This is a genomic window from Aggregatibacter valvarum (assembly GCF_980468985.1).
This window is the reverse complement of sequence record NZ_OZ413141.1, coordinates 956,493-975,943: the sequence shown is the minus strand read 5'-3', so window position 1 is coordinate 975,943 and position 19,451 is coordinate 956,493. Positions and strand designations below refer to the sequence as shown.

The window sequence follows — 19,451 nt, the reverse complement described above, 5'->3', positions numbered from 1 at the left end:
TGAAGAATAAGGGGATTTTTATTTCTTGTTAGAATTAGAAGTTTGCGTTACGTGGTGCACGTGGGAATGGAATCACATCACGAATGTTTTGTAAACCGGTTACATAAACAATCAACCGTTCAAAACCTAAACCAAAGCCGGAGTGCGGTACAGTACCATAACGGCGTAAATCGCGGTACCACCAATAATCTTCAGGATTTAAGCCCATTTCTTCCATACGTTTATCCAATACATCTAAACGCTCTTCACGTTGTGAACCACCAATGATTTCACCGATTCCCGGAGCCAACACATCCATCGCTGCAACGGTTTTTCCGTCATCGTTTAAACGCATATAGAAGGCTTTGATGTCTTTCGGATAGTTTTTCACCACAACAGGCGATTTGAAATATTCTTCCGCTAAATAGCGTTCATGTTCGGAAGAAAGGTCGATCCCCCAAGAAACCGGGAATTCAAATGTTTTGCCGGATTTTAATAAAATCTCAATGGCATCGGTGTAATCTACTTGGGCGAAATCGGAATGAATGAAACGTTCTAAACGATTAATGACATCATCATCAACATGTTTAGCAAAGAACTCCAAATCATCACGACGCTCAGTTAACACAGCACGGAAAACATATTTCAACATATCTTCGGCAAGTTTTGCGTTATCGGCGAGCGTTGCAAAAGCCACTTCAGGTTCAATCATCCAGAATTCTGCCAAGTGACGGGTTGTGTTGGAGTTTTCGGCGCGGAATGTTGGTCCAAACGTATAGATCTTACTTAACGCACAAGCGTAAGTTTCACCGTTTAATTGACCGGATACGGTTAAGAACGATTCTTTACCGAAGAAATCTTGGCTAAAATCCACCGCACCTTTATCTGTGCGCGGTAAGTTTTCTAAATCTAACGTAGAAACACGGAACATTTCGCCCGCACCTTCCGTATCGGAAGCGGTGATTAACGGCGTTGCCACCCAATAGAAACCTTGCTCGTGGAAGAAGCGATGAATGGCTTGAGCCAAACAATGACGTACACGTGCAACAGCCCCAATGATATTTGTGCGAGGACGCAAGTGTGCTACTTCGCGTAAATATTCGATTGAATGGCGTTTTGCTGCCATTGGGTAGGTTTCCGGATCTTCGACCCAGCCGGTAACTTCCACCTTCTCTGCTTGTAACTCAACGGCTTGGCCTTCAGCCGGCGATTCAACCACCGTCCCTGTTACAATAACGGAACAACCAGTAGTTAAACGCAATACTTCAGATTCATAATTAACGATATCATTATTTACGATGGCTTGGATGGGGGCAAAGCAAGAACCGTCATAAACAGCAAGGAAAGATAGACCGGCTTTGGAATCGCGACGGGTGCGTACCCAACCGCGTACAGTCACTTTTTCGCCAATTGCGATTTTGCCCTGTAGCACATCTACAATTGATGCAATTTTTGTCATATATACCTCAAATTTAATCCATTTTTCTAGAACTGCACTAGTTTACCTTAAGTTAGAAAATTTACCAAAATCTATTGATGCTTTTATTTTTTAAGGCAATGCGGATAGTGAACATGCCTCATTTTGATCAAAATCCTTCCTGATTAATCCGGATTTATTTTGATGACATAAAAGCATAAATAATCGGGATATCTTCATGCATTTTATACAAAAAGATCGATAAATTTATTAAATATTGTTTTATCTCAAAATAACATCACCCTTTTTCATCTAGAATCTCACGACTAAAGTAGAAAAGAGGATGATGATGAGTAGTTTTTTTATCACAGGAACAGATACGAATGTTGGCAAAACGATTGTAACACGTGCAATCATGCAAGCTTTGCAAAAATCGGGTATCCAAGTCGTTGGGTACAAGCCAATTGCATTCGGGCAAGATGAACCGATATATTCGCTGAAGTCTTTGCAGGAAGAAAGTGACTATGAAACGAAAGATAATTCTGATGTTCTAACGTTGATGAATAGCACACGCGAAAATGTTACCTATGAAGAAGTCAATAGTTACACATTCTTGCATACGATCCCTATTTTAACAGAAGAAAGTCAACGGGTTAAAATCGAGAAGCTGAATGCAGATTTAGCGCGGCTATCCGCCAAATATTCCTCGGTTACTGTCGAAGGAGCTTTCGGTTGGTTGACGCCCATTAATAAAGACTATAGTTTTGCCGACTGGGTTGCTGAACACAATATGCCAACTATCGTCGTGGTGGGAATTAAAGAAGGATGTATTAATCATGCCTTATTGACTGTGCAATCAATACTTAGCAAGAATCTGCCATTATTGGGATGGGTTGCAAATCGAATTAACCCCGGCCTCGGTCATTATGCTGAAATTATTGAAACGTTAAAACAAAAAATAGATGCGCCATTGCTCGGTGAAATTGCCTATATTCATCGACCTGAAGAACAAGACTTAAGCCACTTTATTACAGGGCTTGATCGATTGACGTATATGCGAACAGAATGGGTCGCATAAAAACGGTAAACAGCAGAAAACACGGTGAAGACCCAGTGCGGTAAAAAGTTAAGTGCAGTGAACATTAAGTGCGGTGAAAATTAACTATATTTAATCGATTTCATCAAAAACAGAAGGCTTAGTAAACTTACTAAGCCTTCTTTAACAATTACTCTACTGTCAGAATACGACAGGTATTTGAACCGCTGTCTGCAAATTCTGCCCCTTGAGTTAATAACACTACATCCCCTGCCATTAAGAAGCCTTTATCTTTTAACAAGGAAATGGCTTTTTGCGCCCCTTCCATTGTGCGGCTGATGTCATCATAAAGCACCGGTGTTACACCGCGATATAACGCACACAAATTTAAGGTTTCTTGGTGACGAGATAACGCAAAAATAGGCAAACCAGAACTGATTCGAGACATTAACAATGGCGTACGACCACTACTACTCATGGCAATAATAGCACTCACCCCTTTCATATGATTCGCTGCGAACATTGCCGACATTGCAATCGTTTCCTCAATATCATCAAATTCGACATTTATACGATGGTGTGACACGCTGGCTCCCGGCATTTTTTCTGCCCCTAAGCATACTTTTGCCATAGACGCCACCGTTTCCGCTGGATATTGACCGGCAGCTGTTTCCGCAGACAGCATAACCGCGTCAGTACCGTCTAATACGGCATTTGCCACGTCCATGACTTCTGCACGGGTTGGCATTGGATTACTGATCATTGATTCCATCATTTGCGTTGCAGTAATCACCACACGATTTAATTGGCGAGAGCGACGAATCAATTTTTTCTGAACGGCGACTAATTCCGGATCACCGATTTCAACCCCTAAGTCCCCGCGGGCAACCATGATAACATCGGACGCTAAAATGATGTCATCCATCGCTTCATCGGTAGCTACCGCTTCGGCACGTTCCACTTTGGCAACGATTTTTGCATTCAAGCCGGCGTCTCTCGCTAATTGACGGGCATAATTTAAGTCCTCACCGGAACGCGGGAAAGAAACGGCCAAATAATCCACCCCAATGCGGGCAGCGGTGATAATATCGGCTTTATCTTTCTCTGTTAATGCATCAGCTGATAAGCCGCCACCTAATTTATTGATACCTTTATTATTTGATAACGGTCCACCAACGGTTACTTCGGTGAAAACTTTTGCGCCTTCGGTGGATAACACTTTTAATTGAACGCGACCATCGTCTAATAAAAGAATATCGCCCGGTACGACATCTTGAGGTAAGGTTTTATAGTCTAAACCAACCACTTCTTGTGTTCCCTCACCTTTCGGTAACTCAGCATCTAAAACAAATTTGTCGCCGATATTTAAGAAAATTTTACCGTCTTTAAAGGTAGATACCCGAATTTTCGGGCCTTGTAAGTCACCTAAGATCGCAACCGTTTTTCCTAATTTCTTCGCAATTTCGCGTACTTTCTCAGCACGGGCAATATGGTCTTCCGGTGTCCCATGCGAGAAATTCATACGCACGACATTCGCCCCAGCGGCAATAATTTTTTCCAAATTGTTACCACGGTCGGTTGCCGGCCCCATAGTACATACAATTTTCGTTCTTCTGAGTCTTCTAGACATTAAAATTCTCCGTAACTATTTGTATTATAAAATTTTTATTAATATGTGCGATGACTTCATCATCACATAAAAAAACTGCGTCGCATTATACGCCTAAAATAAAATTAGATCGAGATCACATTTTAGAAATGACGTGGTTGATTTGCCCATAACATACTGCATTCTCATGATTACAGCACGGCAACATTGGTTAACTTTCACACAAAAAGAAAAGTTGACCTGACATAAATTCCACGCTAAGGTGCCCGCCCGAATTTCTCTCGACATGTTAAAATTGCTTAACCCTGACTTTATAATCGAATAGACATATGATATCTCAACCCAAAGAATGCCAAAATCCACCGCACTTTAAACTCATTACTGAAGATAGCGCCTTGGCAGAGGTTTGCGCATTCGCTAGACAGCAAAGTGCGGTGGCTTTAGACACTGAATTTGTTCGCACGCGAACCCTTTACCCTCAGCTTGGCTTAGTTCAGCTTTACGCCGGTGATGAGGTGGCACTCATCGACCCAACAACGATTCAAGATTTTTCCCCTTTCATTGCCTTACTTGCCGATGACCACGTGACTAAAGTGTTACATGCCTGTGGGGAAGATCTGGAAGTTTTTCAACACACTTTCCAACAACTCCCCCAACCGATGTGTGATACCCAAGTAATGGCCAATTTTTTAGGCTTTGCGAATTCACCGGGATTTGCCACATTAGTGCAACAGTATTTCCAAATTGAAATTGATAAAGGCGCTTCCCGCACCGATTGGTTGGCTCGTCCGTTATCAGATACCCAATTGCGCTATGCGGCAGCAGATGTATGGTATTTGTTGCCGTTATATCAACAAATGCAAGCCCAACTGGCGCAAACCGAGTGGCAAAGTGCGGTCAAAAATGAATGTGAATTTTTGCTCAATAAACGCGCACACTCCGGGAAAGATCCTGACACCGCTTATTTTGCGATTCCAAATGCTTGGAAGCTCAATTCATTGGAATTAATGCGATTAAAAATTCTCGCCAAATGGCGTATGCAAGAAGCCATGAAACGGGATCTCGCGTTAAATTTCGTAGTGCGTTCAGAAAATTTATGGGCGGTGGCAAAATATACTCCGAAAAGCACATCAGCATTGTTAGAATTGGGGTTGAGCACATCAGAAGTGCGAATTCATGGTAAAAAACTCTTACAGTTGCTTGAACAGGTTAAGCGCATCGATCCCAAGGATTATCCCCCAATGATTCAGCGATTAACCGATGATCCGCGCTATAAAACGGCACTGAAAGCCTTGCAACAGAAACTCAAGGAAATTACCCCTGAAAACTTACCGCAAGAGTTAATTGCAAGCCGACGTAGCTTAGAAAATTTAATGAAATGGCATTGGTTAAACGCCAACAAAGAGGATCTTCCAGAGTTATTACAAGGTTGGCGACAACCTTTTGGCGATGCGTTATTAAACGTATTGAAAACCCTTTAAATTGTGAGAAATGGAAAGTAAAAGCGCCACTTAACTGTGGCACTTTATTTACGGGGACTTAAAGACTCGCCCGAACGCCTAAAAGATGGCAAATGGCGTAAGTTAATTCACTGCGGTTTAATGTGTAGAAGTGGAAATCGTTTACGCCTTCACGAGATAACACACGTACCATATCAATGGCAATGCTGGCGGCAACGAGATTACGCGTAGTTTGATCCTCATCCAAGCCATCATACATTTTTGCCATCCACGCCGGAATTTTGACGTTTGTAACAGACGCCATTTTTTGTAACTGTTTAAAATTCGTTACCGGCAAAATGCCCGGCACAATTTCCGTATCAATACCAATAGAAGCACAGCGATCTCGGAAACGTAAATAACTGTCTATATCAAAGAAAAATTGCGTGATCACGTGGTTTGCGCCGGCATCAATCTTTCTTTTTAAATTGATCAGGTCAGCTTGTGCTGATTTCGCTTCCGGATGCACTTCTGGATATGCCGCAACGGAAATGTCAAAATCGGCAACGGAACGTAATAACGCCACTAAATCTGAGGCATAGAAAGGCGGCTTGTTATAACCTGGAGGGATATCGCCGCGTAATGCAACAATGCGACGAATGCCATTATCCCAATAATCCTTGGCAATGGCGCGTAACTCATCGGGTGTGGCATCAATTCCGGTTAAATGAGGCGCAGCCTCTAACCCTGTCTGCTGTTTAATATTTTTAACAACACTGTGAGTACGATCCCGTTCACCGGAGTTTGCGCCGTAAGTAACAGAGACAAACTTAGGTTTTAGCACTTTTAAACGATGAATTGATTCCCACAGAAGATTTTCCATCTTTTCATTTTTCGGCGGAAAAAATTCAAAGGAAACGTTAATCTTGCCATCCAAACTCGCTAAATGCTGGTTTAAATTATCAATTTCTTTTGCATAACTCATAAAAATCCCTTATTTATAGCCAAGAATAATACTTCCGTAAGTTAAACGGAAAGCGCATATGTGTCAATTTTAAATATTTTATTATTTTTATGAATTTAATTCATAAAAATAATAAGGATGATGTCATTTAACCAAAGATCACCTAAAGAAGTCATAAAAATTGTGCCTTTATTTCATAAACAGCATGAATTGAGTTTTTTTTAAGCAGTTGATTGAAATTTTAGAAATTTTATTTGACTCCCATTCATAAATGCGTAAAATGCGCCACGTTGTTTAGCGTTGCTAGATAATTATGCGGGAATAGCTCAGTTGGTAGAGCACGACCTTGCCAAGGTCGGGGTCGCGAGTTCGAGCCTCGTTTCCCGCTCCAAGCCCGAGTGGTGGAATCGGTAGACACAAGGGATTTAAAATCCCTCGCCTTTCGAGGCGTGCCAGTTCAAGTCTGGCCTCGGGCACCATTTTAAATACAATCTATCCTTTAAAATTCTCCAAATAAATCATATCGTTGGGTCGTTAGCTCAGTCGGTAGAGCAGCGGACTTTTAATCCGTTGGTCGAAGGTTCGAATCCTTCACGACCCACCAAATTTACTCGTTCTGAATCTATTATTCAAGTCAATATCTCCTAATCTCCTAAATTAAAATGCTTTAATGCGCACTATTCTCATTCCTTTAAATTTGCTCTAAGCGCATTATCCTCTCTCTCCCACTTGAAAAACACATAAAATTCCACCTTTCTTCAAGTCTCTAATTTATGATCTCAATCACAGTTTTGTTAAAACAATTCAGATAAAATAAAAATCCCATATTAAATATAAGGATATAACGAATGACTTCAGCAGAACTTTTCGGTGAAGGAATTAATCTGATGTTCTCAGGGATGGGCTTTGTGTTGGTCTTTTTGCTCATTTTAATTTGGGCAATTGGACTCATGTCTAAACTTATCAACCGCTTTTTTCCCGAACCTCTCCCCTCACCCAAAACGCCTTCAAATGCCACCGCACTTTCTGCGGCACCTACTGACGATTTTGAGCGTTTGCGCCCTGTAATTGCAGCGGCTATCGCGCACCATCGCCGTACCCAACAGTTCAAATAAAAATAAGGATTTTACTATGACTAAAAAAATTAAAATGACCGAACTGGTACTTCGTGATGCTCACCAATCGCTTTTCGCGACCCGTTTACGTCTTGATGACATGTTGCCGATCGCACAAGAATTAGACAACATTGGCTATTGGTCGTTAGAAGCTTGGGGTGGTGCAACCTTTGACAGTTGTATTCGTTTCTTAGGCGAAGATCCTTGGGTACGTTTGCGTGAATTGAAAAAAGCCTGTCCGAAAACCCCATTACAAATGCTGTTACGTGGTCAAAACCTCTTAGGTTATCGCCACTATGCCGATGACGTGGTAGAACGTTTCGTCGAACGTTGCGTAGCAAACGGTATGGATGTGTTCCGCGTATTTGATGCACTCAACGATCCTCGTAATATGAAAGCGGCATTGCAAGCCGTGCGTAAATTCGGCGGTCATGCACAAGGGACATTAAGTTACACCACCAGCCCGGTACACACCATGCAAACTTGGCTCGATACCACCGAACAATTATTGGAAATCGGTATCGACAGCTTGGTGATTAAAGATATGTCAGGTATTTTGAACCCAATGGCGGCGGCAGACTTAGTGCGCGAAATCAAAAAACGTTTTGATGTCGAATTGCATTTACATTGCCACTCCACTACCGGCATGGCAGAAATGGCGCTGTTAAAAGCCGTTGAAGCGGGCGTAGATGGTATTGATACCGCAATTTCTTCTATGTCCGGCACCTACGGTCATCCGGCGACAGAATCCATGGTAGCGACCTTGCAAGGCACCGAATATGACACCGGCTTAGATATTCCGCGCTTGGAAAAAATTGCCGCATATTTCCGTAATGTGCGTAAAAAATATGCCAAATTTGAAGGTCAGCTACGTGGCGTAGATAGCCGTATTTTAGTGGCACAAGTACCCGGGGGTATGCTCACCAACTTGGAAAATCAATTAAAACAACAAAACGCTTCCGACAAATTGGATTTGGTTTTAGAAGAAATCCCACGCGTACGCAAAGATTTAGGTTACATTCCGCTTGTGACGCCAACCTCTCAAATCGTCGGCACACAATCAGTCATTAATGTGCTCACCGGCGAACGCTATAAAACCATCGCGAAAGAAACTGCCGGTATTTTAAAAGGTGAATACGGTAAAACACCTGCACCGGTAGATAGCGCATTACAAGCTCGCGTATTAGAAGGTGCAGCTCCGGTGACTGACCGTCCTGCCGATCATATTGCGCCTGAAATGGCGAAAATTGAAGCTGAAGTTGCCGAACAAGCCAAAGCGAAAGGGGTGAAATTAGCAGATAACGCGGTGGACGATGCTTTAATCGTGGCGCTTTTCCCTCAAATCGCTTGGAAATTCTTAGAAAACCGCAACAACCCTGCAGCCTTTGAACCGGCACCAACCGGTAATGAAAGTGCGGTGGAAAATAAACCTGTTTCTAAAGCTACACCTGCGGCTTCTGGCTCCGCCATTTATACCGTGGAATTAGAAGGCAAAGCCTTTGTGGTGAAAGTCAGTGAAGGCGGCGACATTTCACACGTAGCAACAACCACAGCACCAGCAGCACCAGCGCCAACCAGTGGTGGCACACCGGTAACGGCGCCAATGGCGGGTAACATTTGGAAAGTCGTTGCAACAGAAGGCCAAACTGTCGCGGCAGGCGATGTGTTATTCATTCTTGAAGCCATGAAAATGGAAACCGAAGTCAAAGCGGCACAAGCCGGTACCGTGCGTAGTATTTGTGTCAAAGCCGGCGATGCCGTCGCGGTGGGTGATACCGTTATGAACCTCGTCTAAGGAGTTACCTATGGATAGCATTATTGCATTAATTCAGGGTATGGGGCTGTTCCATTTGCAATGGGGACAAGCGGTGATGATCGTTATCAGCTTGCTCCTCTTGTGGCTTGCCATCGCACGCAAGTTTGAGCCATTGCTGTTATTGCCTATCGGTTTTGGTGGATTGTTATCAAACATTCCTGAAGCCGGGCTTGCCATGACGGCATTAGAGAATTTGCTTCATCTTGGTTCACCGGAGCAAATTGCCGTGATTGCTGCGAAATTAGGTGTCGCCGCTGATCCGGTGCTCATTAAAACTGCACTTGCGACAGCTTCCGGCTCTACCGTAAATCAACTGGAAGCCTTGTCGATGGATATGGGATACAGCGCCGGGATCTTGGCGTTGTTCTATAAAGTGGCTATCGGTTATGGCATTGCGCCGTTAGTGATTTTCATGGGCGTAGGCGCGATGACAGACTTCGGCCCGTTATTGGCAAATCCGAAAACGTTACTGCTTGGTGCAGCAGCACAGTTCGGTATTTTCGCGACCGTACTCGGTGCATTGGCATTGAACTATTTCGGTATTATCGAATTCACGCTCCCACAAGCGGCCTCCATCGGTATTATCGGTGGTGCAGACGGCCCGACCGCGATTTACCTCACCAGTAAACTCGCGCCGGAATTGCTTGGTGCCATTGCTGTGGCGGCTTATTCCTACATGGCGTTAGTGCCATTGATTCAGCCACCGATCATGAAAGCCTTAACCACGGAAGAAGAACGCAAGATCCGCATGACACAAATGCGTCATGTGAGCAATCGTGAAAAAGTGTTATTCCCGGTGATTTTGCTGTTGCTCGTTGGTTTGCTTTTACCGGATGCCGCTCCATTGCTCGGGATGTTCTGTTTCGGTAACCTCATGCGCGTCAGTGGTGTGGTAGAACGTTTAAGCGATACCACGCAAAATGCCTTGATTAACATCGTCACCATCGTGCTTGGTTTGTCTGTGGGTTCTAAACTCATCGCTGATAAATTCCTACAACCGCAAACCTTGGGTATTTTGATTCTTGGTGTGATTGCCTTCGGGATCGGTACCGGCAGCGGTGTATTAATGGCGAAATTGATGAACAAATTCAGCAAAAATAAAATTAACCCACTCATCGGTTCTGCCGGTGTGTCTGCCGTACCCATGGCAGCACGGGTTTCCAACAAAATCGGACTGGAAGCAGATAACCAAAACTTCCTACTCATGCATGCCATGGGACCTAACGTTGCCGGTGTGATTGGTTCCGCCATTGCCGCCGGAGTGATGTTGAAATATGTGGGTGCAATGATGTAGCATTGAAAATGCGGCAAAAAAGCACCGCACTTTAGGTTCATTCCAAGTAAAAAAGCACGCGATTCTCAGGCGTGCTTTTTTCTTTCCCATCAATTCATTACAAAAAACGGGTCTTCGGAATATATAGTGGAATTACTTTCTTAATAGTTTAAAAACAACTGGTGTTTAAATCGGATTTTCTGGTGGGATGTTAGGATAATCAATAGTATTATATAAAAGTATCAATCACATACGAGTGATACTTTGGGAAAAAAATAAAATAGTCCAATTTACTTGACCGTGTACTATGGTACATGGTTTATAATATTCAGGGGATGAAATAAGATGATTTATCGCATTAGTGAGTTTGCAGATAAATGTGGAGTTAATAAAGAAACGATCAGATATTACGAGCGAAAAAATTTATTACAAGAACCTCACCGAACGGAAGCTGGTTATCGGATATATTCATATGATGACGTTAAGCGTGTTGGGTTTATTAAACGAATACAGGAACTTGGTTTCTCTTTAAGCGAGATTTATAAATTACTTGGTGTTGTAGATAAAGATGAAGTTCGTTGTCAAGATATGTTCGAATTTGTTTCTAAAAAACAAAAGGAAGTGCAAAAACAAATAGAGGATTTAAAACGAATTGAAACTATGTTAGACGACTTAAAACAACGATGTCCAGATGAAAAGCAATTACATTCGTGTCCAATAATAGAAACATTAACATGAGAGATTAATTAACGAAAGGAGCTTTTTTATGAATAAATTTAAGGTAAACATTTCAGGAATGACTTGTACGGGTTGTGAAAAACACGTAGAAACAGCACTTGAAAAGATAGGTGCTAAAAATATTGAGTCTAGTTATCGTCGTGGTGAAGCAGTATTTGAACTGCCCGATGATATTGAGGTTGAAAGTGCAATAAAGGCGATTGATGAAGCAAATTACCAAGCCGGAGAAATTGAAGAAGTATCATCACTAGAAAACGTGGCATTAATTAATGAAGACAATTATGACCTTCTTATTATTGGTTCTGGTGCTGCTGCCTTTTCTTCGGCAATTAAAGCTATAGAATACGGTGCAAAAGTTGGAATGATTGAGCGTGGAACGGTTGGGGGAACCTGTGTGAATATTGGCTGTGTTCCGTCAAAAACTCTTCTTAGGGCAGGGGAAATCAATCATTTATCAAAAGACAATCCGTTTATAGGTTTACAAACATCCGCTGGAGAAGTGGATTTAGCTAGTTTAATCACGCAAAAGGATAAATTGGTGAGCGAACTTCGGAATCAAAAATATATGGATTTAATTGATGAATATAATTTTGATTTAATTAAAGGTGAAGCAAAATTCGTTGATGCTAGTACGGTTGAGGTCAATGGGGCAAAGTTATCTGCAAAACGCTTTTTAATTGCAACAGGTGCATCGCCTTCATTGCCCCAAATTTCAGGACTTGAAAAAATGGACTATTTAACTAGTACAACACTTCTTGAGTTAAAGAAAATACCAAAACGATTAACTGTAATTGGTTCAGGATACATTGGAATGGAGCTTGGACAACTATTTCATCATTTAGGTTCAGAAATAACGCTTATGCAAAGAAGTGAGCGACTTTTAAAGGAGTATGATCCTGAGATTTCAGAGTCAGTTGAAAAAGCGTTAATTGAACAGGGTATAAACCTTGTCAAAGGGGCAACTTTTGAGCGTGTTGAACAAAGTGGAGAGATAAAAAGGGTTTACGTAACAGTAAATGGCAGTAGAGAAGTCATTGAATCAGATCAGTTACTTGTTGCCACTGGAAGAAAACCAAATACGGATTCTTTAAATTTAAGTGCAGCAGGTGTTGAAACTGGAAAAAATAATGAAATCCTGATCAATGATTTTGGTCAAACAAGTAATGAAAAGATTTATGCAGCAGGAGATGTGACTTTAGGACCACAATTTGTATATGTAGCAGCCTATGAAGGTGGAATTATTACTGATAATGCTATTGGTGGATTAAACAAAAAAATAGATTTATCGGTAGTTCCTGCTGTTACGTTTACGAATCCGACGGTTGCAACGGTTGGTTTAACAGAAGAACAAGCAAAAGAGAAAGGGTATGATGTGAAGACATCTGTATTACCTTTAGATGCTGTTCCAAGAGCAATTGTAAACCGTGAAACAACCGGTGTATTTAAACTAGTAGCAGATGCAGAAACCCTAAAAGTATTAGGGGTTCATATTGTATCTGAAAATGCAGGAGATGTCATCTATGCAGCATCATTAGCTGTTAAATTTGGCTTAACGATAGAAGATTTAACAGAAACCCTAGCACCATATTTAACAATGGCTGAAGGGCTAAAATTAGTTGCACTTACGTTCGATAAAGATATTTCGAAATTATCTTGTTGTGCAGGCTAAGGGAACTTTTTTACAACTCCCTATTCAAGTGAACCAGCTAATGCTTTAAGGGATTTTCTAAGTGAATTTGTGGTCACAAAAATAATTTAACACTGATGATTTCGACATCAAATCTATAATTGATACCTTAACACCGCAGAGTAATAAAGGATGAATAATATGTCAGACTTATTATCCCTACCAGACATTAAAACAATAGAACCGCCACAAGAAAATGAAACCGATATGATGTTTAAAGTTGAAGCAGTCGGACCACCTGAACGTTGTCCTGAATGTGGTTTTGACAAGTTGTACAAACACAGTTCAAGAAATCAACTAATTATGGATTTGCCCATTCGTTTAAAGCGAGTGGGCTTACAATTGAACCGTAGACGATACAAGTGTCGTGAATGCGGATCTACCTTCTGGGAACGCCTAATATCTGTAGATGAAAAGCGTAGTATGACCAAAAGGCTTTTAAAGTCCATTCAAGAGCAATCCATGTCTAAGACCTTTGTAGAAGTCGCAGAAAGCGTTGGTGTTGACGAGAAAACCATTAGGAACGTTTTTAAGGACTATGTGGCACTCAAAGAACGTGAATACCAGTTTGAAACTCCTAAGTGGCTTGGGATAGACGAGATACATATTATCCGTAGACCTCGGCTTGTATTGACTAATATTGAACGCAGGACTATTTATGACATCAAGCCTAACCGTAACAAGGAAACAGTCATCCAACGTCTTTCAGAAATCAGTGACAGGACTTACATTGAGTACGTCACAATGGATATGTGGAAGCCCTACAAAGACGCAGTGAACACTATCCTTCCACACGCTAAAGTTGTCGTAGATAAGTTTCATGTAGTTAGAATGGCTAATCAAGCCTTAGATAACGTCAGAAAGTCTTTGAAAGCCCATATGAGCCAAAAAGAAAGACGTACCCTTATGCGTGAAAGGTTTATCCTTCTAAAGCGTAAACACGATCTAAATGAACGTGAATCATTCCTCTTAGATACTTGGTTAGGTAATCTTCCTGCTTTAAAAGAAGCCTATGAACTCAAAGAAGAGTTTTACTGGATATGGGATACTCCTGATCCAGATGAAGGTCATCTTCGTTATAGTCAATGGAGACACCGTTGTATGTCCAGCAACTCTAAAGACGCATATAAAGACCTCGTGAGAGCCGTAGACAACTGGCATGTTGAAATATTCAACTACTTTGATAAAAGGCTCACTGATGCTTATACGGAGTCAATTAACAGCATTATTAGGCAGGTAGAGCGAATGGGTAGAGGTTACTCGTTTGATGCCTTACGAGCCAAAATCCTTTTCAATGAGAAGCTCCATAAAAAGCGTAAGCCACGATTTAATTCAAGTGCTTTCAATAAAGCTATGTTATACGATACTTTCAATTGGTATGAAGTGAATGATCACGACATTACAGACAACTTAGGTGTCGATTTTTCCACACTTATTAAGAATTTGGAGAAGGGTGATTTATAAGCCCTTTTCCACCATAAAATCCGAATACCCCAAAAAACAACCGCACTTTTATTGATACGTCTCCCTTTCAAGACGCAACATGATAGGTTTATTGCAACAAACCAAAGAAAAATCATTCACTTGCCGCCGGAAAACTACATAAATCAGTGAAAGTGCGGTACAATCTAGCCCTATTTTTTCCCAGTAAATACCGCCATGACAGAAAGATTTACGCAATATATTCCTCATGAAAATGCGATGTGTGCTTTTGGCAATCAGCTTATCAACGCCATCTGCCGACTTCCGAGTCAGCAAAACGTTACGCTTTATTTAAACGGCGATCTTGGCGCAGGTAAAACTACCTTAAGCCGTGGCATGATTCAAGGATTAGGTTATTCGGGCAATGTGAAAAGCCCAACCTATACGTTAGTGGAGGAATATGCCATCGGCGAGAAAATCATTTACCACTTCGATTTGTATCGCTTGTCTGATCCGGAAGAATTGGAATTTATGGGCATTCGTGATTATTTCGCAGACAACACGATTTGCTTAATTGAATGGGCAGAAAAAGGGGCAGATCTTCTGTCTCCACCGGATTTGCTGGTTAATATTGGTTATGCAGAAAATGCACGAAATATCGAATTAGTCGCTCAATCTACAATGGGGCAACAAATCATCCAACAACTTACTTAGCAATGTTATCGCACATGAAAATCACAAATATAATGAGATTTATTCTGATATACGGTCTTCTTTTTTGGGCGACACTCGCCTCAGCTAATACTTGGACGATTGCTATCGATCCCGGTCATGGTGGCAAAGATCCCGGTGCTATCGGGCGTAACCTCAAAATTTATGAAAAAAATGTCACGCTATCTATCGCCAAGGAACTCAAAGCCTTGTTGGATAAAGATCCCTCGTTCCGTGCAGTATTAACCCGCAACGGTGATTACTATATTTCGGTGCCGGAACGTTCGGAAATCGCACGAAAATACAAAGCCAATTATTTGGTGTCAATTCACGCCGACTCTTCCGAAGCGTCCAATTTACGAGGCGCTTCCGTGTGGGTGTTGTCGAATCGTCGCGCCAACGATGAAATGGGACAATGGTTGGAAGATCATGAAAAACGCTCAGAATTATTAGGCGGTGCAGGTCGCGTATTGGCCTCCCACAATGAAAAGTATTTAGATCAAACGGTGTTGGATCTGCAATTTGGTCACAGTCAACGTGTCGGCTATGAATTAGGTAGCATTGTTTTGCGCCATTTTTCCCAGATCGCCTCGCTAAATCGTGCAACACCACGCCATGCCAGCCTTGGTGTTTTACGTTCTCCGGACATTCCGTCTATTTTGGTGGAAACCGGTTTTTTATCAAATTCAGAAGAAGAACTCAAGCTCAGCACCTCCGCCTATCGCAAGCAAATTGCCAAAGCGATTTATAACGGTTTAGTGGAATATCGTCGTAAGCACTTCAGAAATGAACCGAGAATCGTTGAGGATAGCAAGGAAAAAACACCGGAAAAATCTACCGCACTTGAAAACAAAACCGCTGACATTAACGCACCGGACATTCGAGATAGTGGCATTCGTCATAAAGTTAAGGATGGGGAGGCGTTGAGTAAGCTTGCCGAAAAATATCACGTCTCCGCTAAAGCGATTTTGGCGTTAAATCAATTAACGCGGAAAGAACTCTTGGTGGGCGAAACCCTTAAAATTCCGGCAACTGCAAAACCGGAAGCCGAGAATAAAAAAGCACAGACAAATAAAACAGAGTCAATGAATAAACTTGCACAAGGGAAAGACGTAAAAAATTCACGTGCGGCTGCTGATAAAGCCACTAAAACGTCCGAAAACAACCCGTCGGATGTGAAAAAAGCCATGCCGAAATTTCATATTGTCAAGCAAGATGAAACCCTTTACTCCATCGCGCGTGAATATAAAGTTTCACCGAATAAACTGTTGAAATTAAATCCTAAATTAAAAGACGGCAAAGTATTCAGCGGACAAAAAATCCAACTGCTTGACGATAATCCAGGGAAGAAATAATGACCATACGTATTTTATCGCCACAATTAGCCAACCAAATTGCTGCCGGAGAAGTGGTAGAACGCCCTGCTTCGGTGGTAAAAGAATTGGTGGAAAACAGCCTGGATGCCGGTGCCGATAAAATTCAAATTGATATTGAAAACGGCGGTGCAAGCCTTATCCGCATTCGCGACAACGGCATTGGTATCGCCAAAGAAGAATTGGCTTTAGCGCTTGCCCGTCACGCCACCAGTAAAATCGCCGATCTTGCCGATTTGGAAGCCATTTTAAGTTTGGGATTCCGTGGCGAAGCCCTTGCCAGCATCAGTTCTGTTTCCCGTTTAACCCTCACCTCTCGTACTGCAGAACAAAATGAAGCTTGGCAGGTGTACGCCCAAGGTCGCGACATGGAAACGACTATTCAACCCGCATCCCATCCGGTGGGAACGACAGTTGAAGTGGCAAATTTATTTTTTAACACCCCTGCCCGCCGCAAATTTTTACGTTCCGAGAAAACCGAATTTTCTCATATTGATGAAGTCATTCGCCGTATTGCATTAGCCAAATTTAATATCAGTTTTACCCTCACGCATAATGGCAAAGTGTTACGCCAATACAAAAGTGCGGTTACGAATGAACAAAAATTAAAACGAGTTGCGGCGATTTGTGGCGATGATTTTATTCAGAATGCGTTGCAAATTGATTGGAAACACGATGATCTGCATTTGTCCGGTTGGGTCGCTACGCCCCACTTTCATCGTCCGCAAAATGACTTCAATTATTGTTATGTGAATGGGCGAATGGTGCGCGATAAAATCATTACCCACGCCATTCGACAAGCCTATGCCGACTATTTAACCAACGAGCAGTACCCTGCTTTTGTGCTGTTTATTGATCTCAATCCCAACGATGTTGATGTGAACGTCCATCCTACTAAGCATGAAGTGCGTTTCCAGCAATCTCGTTTGGTACATGATTTCATCACCCAAGGCATCAGCAATGCGTTGGCCTCCGAGCCAATGCCGTTGAATACGCCTGCAACAGAATATCGCGTAGAAGAACCCGCCGGTGTATGGGAAGTTTCCACACAGACAAAACCTAATCGTTCGGCTGCAGGCCAAAATATCTTTGCCCAGCCGACAGTTCATTCTGCGAATACTTACTGGGAAAACAGACATCACGAACCACAAAAACAGCAAAAAAATCCACCGCACTTTTATAGTGGTTCGGCCTCTCGTGAGCCGATAACACCGAAGGTACTCGAGGCGCATGACGCGTTGTGGGCATCTTCGGAAAAACACGTGCAAACCAACGTAACCGAAGTCAAAAAGCCAAATACCCATTTCTTGCACGCCCTTGCATTAATCCAACATGAAGCCTTGTTATTACAGCAAGAACAACGCTTTTACTTGCTCTCACTTGCGCGTTTGCAACAGCTAAAACAAACGTTAAATTTAACTTTAGCGCCGACTTCCCAGCCATTGTTGATTCCGATTATTTTCCGTTTATCAGATGCGCAATGGCAGGCATGGCTTCAACAAAAAGCCTTTTTCGAGCAAATCGGCTTTGTGTTTATGGAAGAAGCGGCGCAACACAAAATCACGTTACAAAAAGTATCGGTACATTTGCGCCAACAAAACTTACAACACATGATTGTGTCGTTATTAAATCAATCTTTCAAAAATTTACCTGAATTTTTGACCGCACTTTTAGCCCCGTTGGAATCAGCGCCAATCACCGTGCTTGCCGATGCGGTAAATTTACTGACTGAAACAGAACAGTTACTCGCGAAACAGCAGCAAATTCGCCTGTTAGATTTACTGGTAGAAATTGACTGGCAGCCTTATTTAACTCAATTAACCCGCTAACTATGCAGCATTCAGAACACAAACCTTTAGCGATTTTTTTAATGGGGCCAACCGCCTCCGGTAAAACGGATTTGGCTATTCAGTTGCGCCAACAATTGCCCGTCGAAGTTATCAGCGTCGATTCTGCCCTGATTTATCGCGGCATGGACATTGGCACGGCGAAACCCTCAAAAGCCGAACTGGCACTGGCACCTCATCGTTTAATTGATATTTGCGATCCGGCGGAAAGTTATTCTGCAGCGAATTTCCGCACAGATGCTTTACGCGAAATGCAAGAGATTAGCGCACAAGGCAAAATTCCCTTATTGGTGGGCGGCACAATGTTGTATTACAAAGCCTTATTGGAAGGTCTGTCGCCCCTCCCCTCCGCTGACGAAAAAGTGCGGTCGGAAATTGAGGCAAAAGCAGCACTTATCGGTTGGGGTGGATTACATCAAGAACTCAGTAAAATCGATCCAATTTCAGCACAACGTATTAACCCGAATGACTCGCAACGGATTAACCGCGCATTAGAAGTCTTTTATTTAACTGGTAAGACCTTAACGGAATTAACGGCACAAAAAGGCGAAGCCTTGCCGTATGACATTCTGCAATTTGCGATTGCACCGGAACAACGAGAGGTCTTACATCGTCGAATTGAGCAACGTTTTCACAAAATGATTGAACTTGGTTTTCAGCAAGAGGTCGAAAAATTGTACCGTCGTCCCGACTTAAACGAGAACCTGCCGTCTATTCGCTGCGTGGGTTATCGCCAAATGTGGGAATATTTACGCGGTGATTATGATCACGATGAGATGGTTTTTCGTGGTATCTGCGCCACCCGCCAACTAGCAAAACGCCAGATCACTTGGCTACGTGGTTGGACATCACCGATTCAATGGTTGGATAGTTTGCAACCGGCTCAAGCCCTTGAAAAAGTATTAACCTCGGTTTCAACGAAAGCGTAAAACACAGATTGCGCCTAGTGACTTTCAGTATAATTGTTGCTATATTGATTCGCGGAGGCATACAGCTTGCTGTATTGTTTTAATTCATCATTTTTT

Annotated in this window: 15 protein-coding genes and 3 tRNA genes; 15 read left to right on the top strand and 3 right to left on the bottom strand. The window is 42.3% G+C overall.

Going from position 1 to position 19,451, the window contains the following annotated elements:
* Nucleotides 1–34 precede the first annotated feature (34 nt).
* The gene (gene asnS / locus AC30SF_RS04515; RefSeq protein WP_489607695.1) at nucleotides 35–1,438 is read right to left on the bottom strand and encodes an asparagine--tRNA ligase; all 1,404 of its coding nucleotides are present in this window, start codon (nucleotides 1,436–1,438) and stop codon (nucleotides 35–37) included.
* A gap of 307 nt (nucleotides 1,439–1,745) precedes the next feature.
* On the opposite strand from asnS, the gene bioD reads away from it, so the two are divergent.
* Complete coding sequence (bioD, locus tag AC30SF_RS04510) at nucleotides 1,746–2,474, top strand: dethiobiotin synthase (protein WP_489607694.1); 729 nt, start codon at nucleotides 1,746–1,748, stop codon at nucleotides 2,472–2,474.
* Nucleotides 2,475–2,622: 148 nt separating this feature from the next.
* Here the strand turns inward: bioD and pyk are convergent, their stop codons facing one another.
* Entirely contained in the window at nucleotides 2,623–4,062 is a 1,440-nt protein-coding gene (gene pyk / locus AC30SF_RS04505; protein WP_033002350.1) for a pyruvate kinase, read from the bottom strand.
* A 308-nt stretch (nucleotides 4,063–4,370) separates the two neighbouring features.
* On the opposite strand from pyk, the gene rnd reads away from it, so the two are divergent.
* Nucleotides 4,371–5,522, top strand: coding sequence for a ribonuclease D (gene rnd / locus AC30SF_RS04500; RefSeq protein WP_489607693.1), 1,152 nt, complete (start codon nucleotides 4,371–4,373; stop codon nucleotides 5,520–5,522).
* A 58-nt stretch (nucleotides 5,523–5,580) separates the two neighbouring features.
* Here the strand turns inward: rnd and metF are convergent, their stop codons facing one another.
* On the bottom strand, nucleotides 5,581–6,465 hold the full coding sequence (gene metF, locus AC30SF_RS04495) for a methylenetetrahydrofolate reductase (RefSeq protein WP_295976630.1): 885 nt from the start codon (nucleotides 6,463–6,465) through the stop codon (nucleotides 5,581–5,583).
* Between the two features lie 294 nt (nucleotides 6,466–6,759).
* On the opposite strand from metF, the gene AC30SF_RS04490 reads away from it, so the two are divergent.
* The 13 genes from AC30SF_RS04490 to miaA all read left to right on the top strand — a co-directional run bounded on the left by AC30SF_RS04490 (nucleotide 6,760) and on the right by miaA (nucleotide 19,355).
* Nucleotides 6,760–6,835: transfer RNA gene (locus AC30SF_RS04490), tRNA-Gly, on the top strand.
* A 1-nt stretch (nucleotide 6,836) separates the two neighbouring features.
* Nucleotides 6,837–6,923 (top strand) — tRNA-Leu (locus AC30SF_RS04485).
* 49 nt (nucleotides 6,924–6,972) lie between these two features.
* Nucleotides 6,973–7,048, top strand: a tRNA-Lys gene (locus tag AC30SF_RS04480).
* Nucleotides 7,049–7,292: 244 nt separating this feature from the next.
* A complete protein-coding gene (locus tag AC30SF_RS04475; RefSeq protein WP_296026251.1) occupies nucleotides 7,293–7,559 on the top strand; it encodes an oxaloacetate decarboxylase subunit gamma in 267 nt (88 codons plus the stop codon).
* 16 nt (nucleotides 7,560–7,575) lie between these two features.
* Nucleotides 7,576–9,354 carry a sodium-extruding oxaloacetate decarboxylase subunit alpha gene (gene oadA, locus AC30SF_RS04470; protein WP_489607692.1) on the top strand — a complete coding sequence of 593 codons (1,779 nt, stop codon included), beginning with the start codon at nucleotides 7,576–7,578 and terminating at the stop codon, nucleotides 9,352–9,354.
* A 10-nt stretch (nucleotides 9,355–9,364) separates the two neighbouring features.
* Nucleotides 9,365–10,669, top strand: coding sequence for a sodium ion-translocating decarboxylase subunit beta (locus AC30SF_RS04465; protein ID WP_489607691.1), 1,305 nt, complete (start codon nucleotides 9,365–9,367; stop codon nucleotides 10,667–10,669).
* 324 nt (nucleotides 10,670–10,993) lie between these two features.
* Complete coding sequence (merR, locus tag AC30SF_RS04460; RefSeq protein WP_001863748.1) at nucleotides 10,994–11,386, top strand: mercury resistance transcriptional regulator MerR; 393 nt, start codon at nucleotides 10,994–10,996, stop codon at nucleotides 11,384–11,386.
* 28 nt (nucleotides 11,387–11,414) lie between these two features.
* Complete coding sequence (gene merA, locus AC30SF_RS04455) at nucleotides 11,415–13,055, top strand: mercury(II) reductase (RefSeq protein WP_296026244.1); 1,641 nt, start codon at nucleotides 11,415–11,417, stop codon at nucleotides 13,053–13,055.
* 159 nt (nucleotides 13,056–13,214) lie between these two features.
* On the top strand, nucleotides 13,215–14,537 hold the full coding sequence (locus tag AC30SF_RS04450) for an ISL3 family transposase (RefSeq protein ID WP_479744502.1): 1,323 nt from the start codon (nucleotides 13,215–13,217) through the stop codon (nucleotides 14,535–14,537).
* 195 nt (nucleotides 14,538–14,732) lie between these two features.
* The gene (tsaE, locus tag AC30SF_RS04445) at nucleotides 14,733–15,209 is read left to right on the top strand and encodes a tRNA (adenosine(37)-N6)-threonylcarbamoyltransferase complex ATPase subunit type 1 TsaE (protein WP_489607690.1); all 477 of its coding nucleotides are present in this window, start codon (nucleotides 14,733–14,735) and stop codon (nucleotides 15,207–15,209) included.
* Nucleotides 15,210–15,223: 14 nt separating this feature from the next.
* Entirely contained in the window at nucleotides 15,224–16,561 is a 1,338-nt protein-coding gene (locus tag AC30SF_RS04440) for a LysM peptidoglycan-binding domain-containing protein (RefSeq protein WP_489607689.1), read from the top strand.
* Nucleotides 16,561–18,408 (top strand): DNA mismatch repair endonuclease MutL, encoded by a 1,848-nt coding sequence (gene mutL / locus AC30SF_RS04435; RefSeq protein WP_489607688.1) that lies wholly within the window; start codon nucleotides 16,561–16,563, stop codon nucleotides 18,406–18,408. The genes AC30SF_RS04440 and mutL overlap by 1 nt, the downstream gene beginning before the upstream one ends.
* Nucleotides 18,409–18,410: 2 nt before the next feature.
* Nucleotides 18,411–19,355: a tRNA (adenosine(37)-N6)-dimethylallyltransferase MiaA gene (miaA, locus tag AC30SF_RS04430; RefSeq protein WP_489607687.1), complete on the top strand. Its 945-nt coding sequence runs from the start codon at nucleotides 18,411–18,413 to the stop codon at nucleotides 19,353–19,355.
* The last annotated feature ends 96 nt before the right edge of the window (nucleotides 19,356–19,451 follow it).